General features: G+C 73.7%; 7 protein-coding genes. All 7 read right to left on the bottom strand.

The window, feature by feature from the left end:
* Positions 1 to 208: 208 nt before the first annotated feature.
* A complete protein-coding gene (locus V5O46_RS27205) occupies positions 209 to 2,302 on the bottom strand; it encodes a HelD family protein (RefSeq protein WP_408649068.1) in 2,094 nt (697 codons plus the stop codon).
* A 491-nt stretch (positions 2,303 to 2,793) separates the two neighbouring features.
* The gene (locus V5O46_RS27200; RefSeq protein ID WP_332887358.1) at positions 2,794 to 4,332 is read right to left on the bottom strand and encodes a prenyltransferase/squalene oxidase repeat-containing protein; all 1,539 of its coding nucleotides are present in this window, start codon (positions 4,330 to 4,332) and stop codon (positions 2,794 to 2,796) included.
* Positions 4,329 to 5,159 (bottom strand): glycoside hydrolase family 16 protein, encoded by an 831-nt coding sequence (locus V5O46_RS27195; protein ID WP_332887357.1) that lies wholly within the window; start codon positions 5,157 to 5,159, stop codon positions 4,329 to 4,331. Before V5O46_RS27195 ends, V5O46_RS27200 begins: the two co-directional genes overlap by 4 nt.
* Before the next feature lie 23 nt (positions 5,160 to 5,182).
* Entirely contained in the window at positions 5,183 to 8,347 is a 3,165-nt protein-coding gene (locus V5O46_RS27190) for a non-ribosomal peptide synthetase (protein WP_332887356.1), read from the bottom strand.
* 116 nt (positions 8,348 to 8,463) lie between these two features.
* Positions 8,464 to 9,294 (bottom strand): hypothetical protein, encoded by an 831-nt coding sequence (locus V5O46_RS27185; RefSeq protein ID WP_332887355.1) that lies wholly within the window; start codon positions 9,292 to 9,294, stop codon positions 8,464 to 8,466.
* 192 nt (positions 9,295 to 9,486) lie between these two features.
* Entirely contained in the window at positions 9,487 to 10,263 is a 777-nt protein-coding gene (locus V5O46_RS27180; protein ID WP_123190095.1) for a thioesterase II family protein, read from the bottom strand.
* A partial coding sequence (locus V5O46_RS27175) for a type I polyketide synthase (RefSeq protein ID WP_332887354.1) occupies positions 10,260 to 13,860 on the bottom strand: 3,601 nt, incomplete at its 5' end. The genes V5O46_RS27180 and V5O46_RS27175, both read right to left, overlap by 4 nt.

The raw sequence follows: 13,860 nt of genomic DNA, 5'->3' as shown, positions 1-13,860 counted from the left end.
CAGACAGTCTGCGGGGCCTTCAGTGATCATCGCCACAGGGATTTGGCGCAAGTGCGACCGTCGGCAACGGCAATTCGGCCAACTTCGAAAGGCAGGGCAATTTTCCGCCTTCGGGTTCTTCAAAGAGGCGTAAAGAAAATGCGGCCCGGGGGAGTCCCCGGGCCGCACCTCTCGGACAGGTCTCGACCGTTCTCGGACGGTGCGCGCCTCAGGCGGCGAGCGGCTCCGGCAGCGGCCGGGCGTGCAGGACGTCGAGACGGGACACCGCACGCGTCACCACGACGTACAGCCGGTGCAGTCCGCGCGGCTCGGACTCGACGATCGCGGCCGGCTCCACCACGACGACATGGTCGTACTCCAGGCCCTTGACGACCGTCGCGGGCAGCACGGTCACCCGGGCGGCCGTGCCGACCTCCTCGGCCGTCGCCGTCTCGATGCCCGCCCGGCGCAGCGCCGCCGAGGTGGCGGCGACCGCGTCGTCGGCGGCGATGACGGCGACCGACCCCTCGCGGCCGAGGGCCGCGCGGACGGCGGACACGGTGGCGGACGCCAGGTCGTCGACGGCGCTGACCGTCAACTCGCCGTCGTGGCGCAGGGAGCGGGCCGGCGGCACGTCCACGCCCAGGGCGCCCACCAGCCGGTTGGCCAGCTCCATCACCGCGGCGGGCACACGGAAGCCGGTGGTCAGCGGGACGACCGTGGCCTGCGCCTTGCCCAGGTGCGTCAGCTGCTCCTGCCAGGTCCGCGCCGACCACGGCGCCGTCGCCTGGGCCAGGTCGCCCAGCACCGTGATGGAGCCGAACGCGCTGCGCCGGGCGATCGCCCGGCACTGCATCGGCGACAGGTCCTGGGCCTCGTCCACGACGACATGGCCGTAGCCCTCGGGGCGTTCGATGAGCCCCGCGACCTCGTCGAGCAGCAGCATGTCCTCGACCGACCAGGTGGCGCTCTTCTCCGACCGCGGAGGCTTCGCCCACAGCAGGGCCCGCTGCTCGGCGGCGTCGAACACCCCGTCCGCCGCAGCCTCCATCACCGCCGGATCGCTCAGCAGCGTGGCCACGACCTCCTCCGGCCGCGCGACCGGCCACGCCGCCTCCAGCAGCGCGGCGACCGGCTTCGAACGGCCGATCTTGCGCGCCCAGGTCACGCTTTTCGGGCCGGCCCGCCGCTCGGCCTGCTGCTGGATCAGCGTGACCACCCGCGAACGCACATGCTCGCGGCCGATCCCGTACGGCACCCCCATGCCCCGCACCTCGTCGATGACCCGTGCCAGGTCGTACGAGTCCACCCGCCAGCGGTACGAGCCGTCGGTGACCGCGATGGACTCCTCCGGGTGCCTCACCCGGGCGTACAGCGCGCGCTCAAGGACGGTGGCCATACGGTCGCTGTGCTTCAGGACGCTGACGTCCTCGGAGTCCGCCCGCCGCACTGGGTGCCGTGCGACGACGTCCTCCACCGTCAGCTGTGCGATGTCGATCTCGCCCAGCGACGGCAGCACCTCGGAGATGTAGCGCAGGAAGGTGCGGTTCGGGCCGATGATCAGCAGACCGCTGCGCTGCAACCGCTCGGGGAACGTGTAGAGGAGATATGCGGCGCGGTGCAGGCCGACGGCGGTCTTGCCGCTGCCCGGGGCGCCCTGCACACAGACCGACTCGTTCAGCTCGCTGCGGACCAGGTTGTCCTGTTCCGGCTGGATGGTGGCGACGATGTCGCGCATCGGGCCGAGGCGGGGCCGCTCGATCTCGGCGGCGACGATCGCGCTCGCCGCGTCGCCGCCGTCGTCGCCGCGGGCGTGGTCGAGGTGCTCGTCCTCAAATCCGGTGAGGTCCTCGGGAGCGCCGTGGCTCCACGGCGCCCACCCGAAGCGCCGCCGCACCGCGACGCCGCGCGGCTCCAGGGCGCTCGCCTGGTAGTAGGTGCGGGAGACCGGCGCACGCCAGTCGATCACCAGGGGCGGTGCGGCCGGGTGTTCCGAGACCCGCCTGCGGCCGATGTAGTACCGCTGCCGCCGGTGGTCCCCCGCCTCCTCGGAGTCCTCGAAGTCGAGCCGGCCGAAGAACAGCGGGCTGTCGGGCTCCTCCGCCATCTGCCGTGCGCGGGTGCGCAGGTAGCGGCCGAGCGCCTCGGCACTCGCGCCGTCACCTGACACGTCCTCGCCCGCGACGACCTGGTACTGGGCATCGTCCACCTGCCGGGTCATCGCCTCGCGGCACACCGCGACGTACGCACGCTCCAGGGCCAGCTCGTCGTCGAGTCCGACGGCCTCCTGGGTGCCGTACGTGTCCTGGACGTGTGACGTCATCGATCGACCTTTCCGAAGCGACGGCCTTGCGCGCCGCCCGACGAGGCCGAACGGCGAATTCCGGGTCCCAGCATAACTGAACCCGGTTAATAGACTGGCTGAGTTGTGTTATTGCTGGCCGGATAAAGACGGCCTACGCGCAGTGCTCGGAGCGGGTGCGTACGGCTGGGCGCGACCAGCGCTCCGCGCGGCCGGTGTGGACCGGGCTGCGGCCGGAGATGCCGTGGGTCTGCTGCCGCCGGGTCGCGGTCACGTTCCGAGCGGCCGGTTGTCGCCGGGCGTGCCCAGTGCTCCGGGGGCTGTTTGCCGTCGGCCGCAACCAACGCTTCGCGGCGCCGGTGTCGCGGCCCGGGGCCACGCGTTTCTGGCGGCCGGTAGCCGCCGGGCGTGCCTAGTGCTTCGAGAGGCCGGGCACCGCCGGGTGGGACCAGCGATGCCGGCGCAGCCGGCGGCTGGTGACCGCCGGCCGCCGACAGCGCTTCGGTGGCCCGTTACCGCCTGGCCGCGATCAGTGCGCCCAGCACCGCCGCGTGGACCAGATGGCCGGGGGCGTACAGCTCCTTGCCGATCCACAGTGGGGGGTGGTGTTCGGCGTCCAGGCCCTGCTTCAGGAGGAAGGCGCAGCCTCGGTGCACGGCCTGGGTCGCCTCCTCGGAGCGGGCGTCGCCGTCGGCGGTGAGTTCCAGCAGGGTGCGTATCGCGTAGGCGGTCTCCTCCGGTGTGCCGTCCCAGCGGCCCCAGGAGCCGTCCTCGTGCTGCCGGTGCAGGAGCCAGTCGACGGACCTGCCGAGGGCTTCGGCCGACGCCGGGCCGGCGTACCGGTGCAGGGCCAGGGCGCAGCGCATCGTCGCGAAGTAGGGCGAGGCGTGCCACTTGTCGGACCAGCTGCCGTCCGGCCCCTGGCGGTCGCGCAGCCACGACGCGATCCGGGCGACGGCGTCCCGGTACCGGTCCCCCTCAGCAGGACCGTCGGCCAGGTGGCAGCCCAGCGCCTCCAGGATGTGCGCGTTGGTGGTCGTGGACGGCTCGTGCTCCGGGATGGTGGACATGAAGTGGCTGCCCGCGTCGTACTGCCACAGGTACTCCGGCTCCTGCGGCGCCCCCAGGCGGGCCAGGGCCGTCAGGACGATCGCGCTGGTCTCCGCCTCGTACGCGAACCCCGGCGCGGTCGGCGCCCCGGACCGGCCGACGTCACCCGGCAGCTCCTTCAGCAGCGGAGCGAGCACCTCGCGCTCCACCCCCGCCGTCGCCAGGTTTCCGGCGATCCACGCCCGCTCGTAGTACACGATCGAGGTCATCGCGGCGACCGCGGCGGATCCCCGCTCCTGGGCCTGCCGCAGGAAGCGCACCGAGGGGTGCGCGGGGTCGGCCGGCTCCCGCGGGCCGAGCCAGGCGGCGGTCGCGGCAGCGGAACAGCCGACGACCCCGTCGACCGGCTCCATCTCGGCGGCGCCGACGGCCGCCGGGCCCACGATCTCCAGGTAGTGACCGGCGAGCGGGTTGCGCCAGGCACCCCCGCGCAGCCCACGCAGCGCCTCGTCGGTCAGCCCGTGCGGCAGCGCCAGCGGCTGCACCGGTCCGCCCCCGAGGACGGCGAGCCGGGCGTTGATCCCCTCCACCAGAGCGGGGATGACCATGAAGAACACGACCGTCGACGGCACCGGCTCCTCGGCGCTGCACGCCACCAGCGCGGCCGCCGCCGCGAGCCCCCGCCGCGCGGCCTCGACGAGCGCCGCGGGCGGCAGCGGCAACTCGCCGCCCTCCCGGCCCAGCACGGCCAGCAGCGCCTCCGTCGCGCTCAGCGTCGGCACGAGGGCGTACCCGCCGGGGCCGCCCCAACTGCCGTCGGACCGCTGCTCGTCGAGGAGATACCGGACCCGGGCGGCGTCCCCGTCCAGCCACGGGGCCAGCGACACCAGCCGGGCCGTCTCGTACACCGAGGGACCCAGCGCGCCGGTCGGGTCGTCCAGCACCCGCTCGACCAGCTCGGCGACGAGCCTGTCGAAGTCCACGTCCGTGGGCGCGCTCACGCGGGGAGCTCTTCGGAGACGGTGATGCTGTCGACGAGCAGCGACGACGGCAGCGTCGCCGGGTCGGGGTCGCCCGGCAGGACCGGGCCGCCGGGGCTGCCGATAATGATCGCCAGACAGAAGTACACCGGCTGGTCGAACAGCCAGCCCTTCGGAGTGGTGTCCTGCGGGGTCAGCTTCAGGTACTCGCGGCCGTCCAGGTACCAGGTGATCGAGTCGGGGCCGCGCCGCCAGACCGCCGAGTAGGTGTGGAAGTCCGCGCTGAGCGGGCTGCCGTCCTCCGCGGTCGTACGGGCGCCCATGCCCAGGGACGGGATCTGGTGGCACTCGGGGGAGTGGACGGCACCCCACACCGAGTCCGGCTCGGAGCCGAGCGCCTCCAGGACGTCGATCTCCCCGGCCCGGTACCACGCCTGCACCGGGTCCTCGTCGCCCCGGTGCCGCAACTGCGTGCCCCAGGCCCACAGCGCGCAGTCCAGGCCCGGACCCGCTGCGGTCTTCACCCGGGCGTCCAGGCGCAGCGCGCCGCCGGGCCGCGGCACGAAGTCCTCGCGCCGGGTCTCCAGCCACGCCGCCCGGTACTCCCCGTCCTCGTGCGTGGCGGTGATCCGCAGGTGCCCGGCGCCGTCGAGGCCGACGTTCGCGGGGTCGTCCGTGTGGAACTCGATGCCGGCGCCGAACGGCTGCCCGGTGACGACCTGCCACAGGGCGGGGTGGGGCGGGGACCCGGCCGGGCCCTCGAACGTGTCCTGCCACAGGACCTTCCACGATGGCGGCGCGGTCGCGGCGGCCGGGGCGGTGGCGTGCTTCTGGTTCACGGTCTCCATGTCTTTCTCGGGCTCCGTCTTCCTCAGTTGCCCGGGGCCGACGGTGCGGCGGCGTCCGGATCGAGATGCTCGGCCATGGCGAGCGGGGTGGGATGGGCGAACAGGTCGGCCAGGCGCACAGGCACACCCAGCGTCTTCTCGATGCGCTGCACGAGCTGCGCGCCGAGCAGCGAATGCCCGCCGCTGTCGAAGAAGTTGGCGTGCGGGCCGAGGTCGGTCCGGCCGAGCGTGCTCTGCCACAGGGCGAGCAGCCGCCCGGCCGTCCCCGACTGCGCCTCGGGCGCGGCCTGCGCCGATTCCGCGGCCGCACTGCGCTCGGAGCGGCGCTGCTCGGCGAGGCGGGTCAGCGCGAGATGGTCCCGCTTCTCGTTGGCGGTGGTCGGCAGCGACTCCAGCACGACGATCTCCTGGGGTACGGCGGCGGAGGGCAGCAGGGACCGGGCATGGGCCGTCAGCCCGGCGGTGTCCACCTCGGCCGCACCGTCCCCTCCCTCCCCTTCTTCCGCGCCGTGTGCCGGTTTCACGAACGCGACCAGGGCGGCGTCCGGCCCGCCGCGCCCCACCACGACGACGGCGACGTCCCGTACGTCCGGACGGTCGAGCAGCACCGCCTCCACCTCGCCCAGTTCGATCCGGTGGCCGCGCAGCTTGATCTGGCGGTCGGTGCGGCCCAGCAGCTCGACGCTGCCGTCGGGCCGCAGCCGGGCCAGGTCGCCGGTGCGGTAGTGGCGCCCGTACGCGGGATGGTCGCGGAAGCGGTCCGCCGTCAGTTCGGGGCGGTTGTGGTAGCCCAGCGCGACGCCCGACCGGGCGATGCACAGCTCGCCCTGCACACCGACCGGCAGCTCCCGGCCGTCCGGGTCGACGACGAACACCTGGGTGTTGGCGATCGGACGGCCCACGTCCACGCGGACCACCTCGTCCGGCACCGGCCCCGAGGTGGACCAGATGGTCGTCTCGGAGGGGCCGTACACATTGAGCAGTGAGCCGCCCGAGGCGGCCAGCGTGCGGGCCAGCGCCGGTGGCAGCGGCTCCCCGCCGCAGACCAGGCGCCGGCCGGCGAGCTGCCCGTCCGCCGCGTCGGCGACGACCCGCCAGGTCGTCGGGGTGGCCTGCACGACGCCGACGTCGTGCGCGACGACCTCGGCGAGCAGGGCGCGGCCGTCGGTGCGGGCCTCGTCGGAGGCCACGACCAGCCGTCCGCCGCACACCAGCGGCAGGAACAGCTCCAGGGCGGAGATGTCGAAGGCGAAGGTCGTCAGCCACAGCACGGCGTCGTCCGCCGTGACCTTCAGCTCCTCGGCGAAGTGCTGGACCACGTTGGCGAGGCTGCGGTGGCCGACCAGGGTGCCCTTCGGCTTCCCCGTCGATCCGGACGTGTAGATCAGGTAGGCGCAGGAGTCCGGATCCGGGCCGCCCGCACCGGGGTCCGGCAGCGGGCCGGAGCCGTCCGGCGCGAGCGGTTCCAGCGCAAGCACACGCGCCCGGACCCCCTCGGGCAGCTCCACGCCCGGCGCCGTGAGCACGGCCTGCGCGCCGGAGTCCTCCAGGACGTACGCCAGGCGCTGCACGGGGTGCTCCGGATCGACGGGCAGATACACCGCTCCGGCCAGCCACACCCCGAGGGCCGCGGCCGCGAGTTCGGGACCCCGGGGCGCGGCCAGCGCGACGATGTCACCGGCCCTCACCCCGGCGTCCGCCAGGACGTCCCTGGTGTCCTCGGCGGCCCGCCACAGCTCGGCGTACGTCGTGCTGCGACCGTCGCCCACGACGGCCGGCGCGGACGGCGTCAGCGCCACCCGCTCCCGCACCGCCGCGAGCACGCTGGGCGGATCCACCGGGCGCGCGGTGTCGTTGCTCGCGGCCAGCACCGCGAGGTCGGAAGGCCCGGACAGCGGCAGTTCGCCCATCGGCCGGTCCGGCCCCTCCGCGGCCGCGAGCAGCAGCGCCTCGAAGCGTTCGAGCAGCCCCTGTACGTCGGCCCGGTCCAGCACCTGCGTGTAGTACGCGGCCCGGACGGTCACCTTGTCCGCCGAGGACAGGAAGAAGAACTCCAGGTCGAACTTGCTGAAGCCGTTCTCCACCGGGAGCCTGCGGGCCGTGGTGTCGCCGAGGGGGAAGCTCGTACGGCCGTCGTCCGGAACGTAGTTGAACAGATGGCGGAAGACGGTGTTGCGCCAGGAGGCGCCGCCGTCCCTGCGCAGTTCCGGCAGCAGGACGTCGACCGGCACATCGGCGTGGGCGACCGCCCCGAGGAACGCGACGCGGGCGGTCCGCACCAGGTCACGGAAGCCGCCGCCGAGGTCGACGGGTATGCGCAGCGGCAGGGTGTTGACGTGATAGCCGACGGCCCTGGACGCCTCGCGCGCCCGGACGTTGACCGGGGTGCCCACCACCAGGTCGGGACCCGCGCCGTGCCGGGCCAGCAGCAGGCCATACGCGGCCAGCAGCACCACCGCCTCCGGCGCGCGCAGCTCCTTCTGCAGCCGGCGCAGCACCTCGGTCGCCCGCGGGGACAGGTCGGCCGTGATCTGGTCACCGGTGAGGGTCGGCTCGGGAAGATCCTCGCTGCCACACCACAGGGCGAGGCCCGCGGCGTCGGCCCCGGCCAGCTGCCCGCGCCAGTACTCCACGGCAGCCGCGCGGGGAGAGGGCTCCCGGTACGGCGGCTGCGCGGCCAGCAGCTCCGCGGGTGGCGCGGCACCGGCCGCGAGCGCCCTGTACCCGGCGGTGAACTCCTCCAGCAGGACCGCGCCGGAGACCGTGTCGAAGACCAGGTGGTGGACGGCGAGACAGAACGCGTCGCCGTCCGCGCACCTCACCCGCGCGGCCCGCACCAGCGGCCGCCCGTCGATGTCGAAGGGACGCGCGATGAACTCACCGACGACAGCGGCCACTTCACCCGGCTCCGCCGCCAGCTGCTCGACCTCGATCCGCAGGGCGGCGGGGTCGAGTACCTCCTTGACGAGGCCCGCCTGCTCCTGCCGGAACACCGTGCGCAGCGCCTCGTGCCGGCGCAGCAGCAGATCGACCGTGCCCTGGAGCGCCGGGCCGAGCAGCGGCCCGTCGGCCTGAAGGGCGACGGAGAGGTTGTTGACCCCCTTGACGGGCACGAGCTCGTCCAGGAGCCAGAGGGCGTGCTCCTTGCTGTCGGCCGGGCGGGACCGGACTTCCGTTGCTTCTGGCATTCCAACCGTTCCGTGGGGTCGCGGGAATTCGCGGTGGGGCGTACGTACGGGATACGCGAGTACGGGAATCGCGCGTACGAGACTTGTGCGTACGGGACTTGCGCGTACGTGACTTCTCAGGCGGGACTGTCCGCGCCCAGCAGCTCGGTCACCGTGCGGGTGACACCCGGGTCGCGCAGCAGGTCGACGTGCGGGACGTCGACGCGCAGTTCCCGGCCCACGGCGATGTCCTGGCCGGCCGCCCGGGAGCCGTTCAGACCGCTCGTGGGCGACGAGGACGTGACGACGACGGCCTCCCGCCACGCGGGCAGCGGGTCGATGTCCGCGGCCGCGATCAGATAGCCGACGAACGACGCGAAGACCGCGGTGATCTCCTCCGTCCGCCTGTCGTCCAGCTCCAGCCGGTCGAAGGCGGGCTTGGCGGTACGCCGGTACACGTCGAGGAGTTCGGCGCCCAGCGCGGCCATCGTCGTGTGCTGCTCGTGCGCCCGCCGCGCCTCGTCCGCCGCCTGCGCGGTCTCCTCGGCACTCAGCAGGGCGGACATGGAGTCGAGGACCTTGTGGAACTGCGAGTACAGGGTCAGCGGGCCGGACTGCTCGGGGTCGAACAGCACCAGCGCGGGCGCCTGTTCCTGCCGGGCGGCGAGGCGCTGCGCGATCGCGCCCGCGTAGACGCCGCCGACACAGAAGCCGAACACCGCGCGGACCGGGCGGCCGTCGGCCGCCACCTCCTCCAGCCACCGCTCGACGGGATCGGCATCGCCGGCACCGGTCCCGGCCTCCTGGGGAATCGTCTCCCAGATCGAGCAGGGCAGCAGGTCACCCAGACCCGAGGCCAGATCGGTGAAGCGGCCCTCGGCCCGGCCGGTGGCGTCGAAGTCCACGGCGAGCACGAGCTCCTGCGCGTCCGCGTTGCCGAGAACCCGCCACGTCTGCGGATCGGTCATGGTTCGGGATCCCCCATGGTCTGTGGAAAACACTGCGTTCGGTTCGGTGGAAAACGGTGGACTCGCGTTCGTGGAGAACGGTGAATGCACGTCCGAGGACGGTGGATTCGTGTTCGAGGACGGTGAATTCGCGTCCGTGGAATACGGAGAATGCGCGGTCACGCTAACTTCGCCTCCTGGCTCGGATAACCCCTAGCCGACCCCTGCGACCCCCAGCCGCGTGGCCAGCACCTCGGCGACCGCGTCGGTCTGCTCCGAGACGTAGAAGTGACCGCCGCCGAAGACCCGCAGGTCGAACGGTCCGGTGGTGTGCTCCTGCCAGGCCCGGGCCTCCTCCACGGTGGTCTTCGGGTCGTTGTCGCCGGTCAGCGCGACGACGGGGCAGCCGACGGCCGCGCCCGGCGCGCTGCGGTAGCGCTCGATCGCCTTGTAGTCGGCCCGCAGGGACGGCAGGAACATCCGGACGATGTCCTCGTCGTCCAGCGCCGCCTGCGCGGTGCCGTCCAGGGCGCGGATCTCCCGCAGCAGCGCGTCGTCGCCCTTGCGGTGCAGGTCCTCGCTGCGATGCCGGGAGGGGGCCCGGCGCCCCGACACGAACAGGGACACGGGCGTCACGCCCGCCCGCTGCTCCAGCCGCGCGGCCACCTCGAAGGCGACGGACGCGCCCATGCTGTGCCCGAACAGGGCGAGCGGGCGGTCGGTGCCGACGGCCTCGACGACCGCGTCGAACGCGGCGTCGGCCAGTTCGTCCAGATCCTCGAAGGCGGGCTCCCGGTGCCGGTCCTGACGGCCAGGATACTGCACGGCCACCACGTCCAGCCGCCCGGCGAGCGCCCGGGACAGCGCGTGGAAGGACGTGGCCGAGCCGCCGGCGTGCGGGAAGCACACCAGGGTGACACCGTCGGCGGGCGCCGGCTGGTAGCGGCGGATCCAGGGGCTCTCGACGGGTGCGGTACGTGTGGGGGTCATGACGCGGTCCTCTTCGTTTCCTCGTGCAGGTGCGCGGCGAGCTCCGCCGGCGTGGGGTGGTCGTAGATCAGCGTGGGCGGCAGGTCGAGGCCCGTGACCTTGGTGAGCCGGGCGCTCAGCTCGACGGCCGTCAGTGAGGCGAACCCGGCGTCCAGGAAGTCCTGTTCGGTCGGCAGAGCGTGCGGGTCGGCGTGCCCGAGCACCGCGGACGCGGCCGACCGCACCGCCTCCAGCAGCAGCGCCGGCCGCTCGTCCTCGGACGCCTCGGCCAGGGCCCGCGCCAGGTCCCCGTCTTCCCCGGACGGCTGGGTGTCCTCCGGCGCCTGCGTGGCGGCGGGGGCGCGGCTGTGGTCCCACGCCGACAGCAGCGACAGCACCGTGTTCAGGGAGTCGGCCTCACGGGCGGAGTCGACGTCGAGCAGCGCGGCCAGAGCACCGACGTCCCGGCTGTCGACAGCGCGCCAGAACCGCCGCTCCAGGTCGCTGCCGCCGGCCGGCGCCTGCTGCGGCCCCGACGGCAGCCAGTACGCCGTGCGCTGGAAGGCGTACGTCGGCAGCTCCACCGTACGGGCGCCGGTCGGGGCGAACACCGCCGCCCAGTCCGGGGACACACCGTGGACGTGCAGTTCGGCGACGGCCGTGGCCAGCGCCCGGGCGTCGGCGCGGTCGCGCCGCTGGACGGGCACCACCAGCGCCTGACCGCCGAGGCACTCCCGGGCCATCGCGGCCAGCACCGCGTCCGGGCCGACCTCGACGTACGCGGTGACGCCCTCCTTCTCCAGATGCGTCAGCTGATCGGCGAAACGCACCGCCTCCCGCGCGTGCCGCACCCAGTAGCCGGGATCCTGGAGCAGCCCGTCCGACGCCGTCTCCCCGGTGACGTCGGAGACGACCGGGATACGCGGCGCCCGGTACGACACCTCGCGCGCGACCGCCGCGAACTCGTCGAGCACCGGATTAAGCAGCGGCGAGTGGAAGGCGTGACTGACCCGCAGCCGCCGGGTCCTGCGGCCCAGACCCTTGAAGTGCGCGGCGATCTCCTCGACCGCGCCCTCACGGCCCGACACGACCACGGCCGACGGCCCGTTGACCGCGGCCACCTCCACCTCGTGCGTCCGCCCGGACAGCAGCGGCAGCACCTCACCCTCGGCCGCCTGCAGCGAGGCCATGGCCCCGTTCGCGGGCAGCGACTGCATCAGCCGGCCACGGGCCGCCACGAGCCGCGCCGCGTCGGGCAGGTCGAAGACCCCGGCGACATGGGCCGCCGCCAGCTCACCGATCGAGTGCCCCGCCAGCAGCTCGGGTCGCAGCCCCCACGCCTCAAGCAGCCGGAACAGCGCCACCTCGACGGCGAACAGGGCGGGCTGTGCGTACTCGGTGCGGTCCAGCAGCTCCGCCTCCGGGGAGCCGGTCTCCGCGAACACCACCTTGGCCAGGGGCCGTTCCAGCAGCGGTCCGAACTGCGCGCAGACCTCGTCGAACGCCGCCGCGAACACCTCGGACGAGGCGTACAGCTCCCGGCACATCCCGGGTCGCTGGGTGCCCTGCCCCGAGAACAGGAAGGCGACCTTGTGACCGCCCGCGGCGGCACCCGTCACCACGGACGGCGAACCCTCGCCCTGGGCCAGCGCCTCAAGCGCCGCGAGCCGCTCCGCCGGGTCGTCGCCGAGCACCGCACCCCGGTACGCGAAGGCGGACCGGGTCGTGGCCAGCGACAGCCCGACCTGCGCGGCAGTCAGCTCCGGCCGCTCCTGTACGAAGTCCCGCAGCCGGGCGGCCTGGGCGCGAAGGGCCTGCGGACTTCTGCCGGACAGCACCCACGGCAGAGCGACGACCTCGCCCGGCTCGCCCTCCTCGGTCCCGGTCTCGTCCGGCGCGGCCTGCTCCAGGACGACATGGGCGTTGGTCCCGCTGATCCCGAACGACGACACGGCCGCCCGCCGGGCACGGCCGGTCTCCGGCCACTCGGTGGTCTCCGACAGCAGCGAGACGGCTCCGCAGTCCCAGTCGACGTGGGTGGAGGGGGTGTCGACGTGGAGAGTCCGGGGGAGGAGGCCGTGGCGCATGGCCATGACCATCTTGATGACGCCGCCGACACCGGCGGCGGCCTGGGTGTGACCGACGTTGGACTTCAACGAGCCCAGCCACAGCGGCTGTTCGTCGGTGTGCTCCTGCCCGTACGTCGCCAGCAGCGCCTGGGCCTCGATGGGGTCGCCGAGGCTGGTGCCGGTGCCGTGGGCCTCGACCGCGTCGACGTCCGCTCCGGTCAGCCCCGCACTGGACAGCGCCTGGCGGATCACCCGCTGCTGCGCGGGACCGTTGGGGGCGGTGAGACCGTTGCTCGCGCCGTCCTGGTTCACCGCGCTGCCCCGCACCACCGCCAGCACCGGGTGGCCGTTGCGGCGCGCGTCCGACAGCCGCTCCAGCAGCACGACACCCGCGCCCTCGCCCCAGCCCGTGCCGTCCGCGGAGTCCGCGAACGCCTTGCACCGCCCGTCGCGGGCCAGCCCCCGCTGCCGGCTGAACCCGATGAACGTACCGGGCGTGGTCATCACGGTCACGCCGCCCGCGAGCGCCAGCGAGCACTCGCCGTTGCGCAGCGACTGCGCGGCCAGATGAAGGGCCACCAGCGAGGAGGAACAGGCCGTGTCGACCGTGATGGCCGGGCCTTCCAGACCCAGGTGGTACGCCACCCGGCCGGAGGCGATGCTGCCGGAACTGCCGTTGCCGAGGAACGCCTCCAGCCCCTCCGGCACCTCGGTGACCTGCGTGCCGTAGTCGTGGTACATGACGCCGGCGAAGACGCCCGTACGGCTGCCCCGCAGGGTCCGCGGGTCGATGCCGGCCCGCTCCACGGCCTCCCAGGAGGTCTCAAGGAGCAGGCGCTGCTGCGGGTCCATGGCGAGCGCCTCGCGGGGCGAGATCCCGAAGAACCCCGCGTCGAACTCGGCGGCGTCGTACACGAATCCGCCTTCCACCGCGTACGTCGTGCCGGGGTGGTCGGGGTTCGGGTGGTACAACGCCTCCGTGTCCCAGCCGCGGTCGGCCGGGAACCCGGAGACCGCGTCGCCACCGGAGCGCACCAGCCGCCACAGGTCCTCCGGAGTGCGCACCCCGCCCGGATAACGGCAGGCCATGGCCACGACGGCCACCGCGTCCTCGTCCGGGTCCTGGTCGCTGCGCCGAGCCGGGCCGGCCGCGGTGCCGGGCTCGTCACCGAGGGCCTCGGTGAGCAGATACCGGGCCAGTTCGACCGGGCTCGGGTGGTCGAACACCAGCGTGGCGGGCAGCCGCAGCCCCGTGGCCGAGGCCAGCCGGTTGCGCAGCTCGATGCCCGTCAGCGAGTCGAACCCCAGGTCCCTGAAGCTGAGTTCCGCCTCGACGCCCCCGGCGCCGGCATACCCCAGGATCCCTGCGGTGTGCTCCCGCACCAGGCCGAGCACGAACGCCATCCGCTCGGCAGGTTCCAACTCGATCAGCCGGGCGGCCAGGGAACGGCCCTGCGGTTCGGCTCCCTCCCGGGCGGCGGCGCGGCGCACCTGGCGGCGGACCAGCCCGCGCAGCAACGCCGGCACGGGCTCCTCCGCGCCGAGGGAA

The sequence above is a fragment of the Streptomyces poriticola genome (genome assembly GCF_036689765.1).
GTDB classification, from domain to species: Bacteria; Actinomycetota; Actinomycetes; order Streptomycetales; family Streptomycetaceae; genus Streptomyces; species Streptomyces poriticola.
This window is presented reverse-complemented; position numbering and strand designations above follow the sequence as displayed.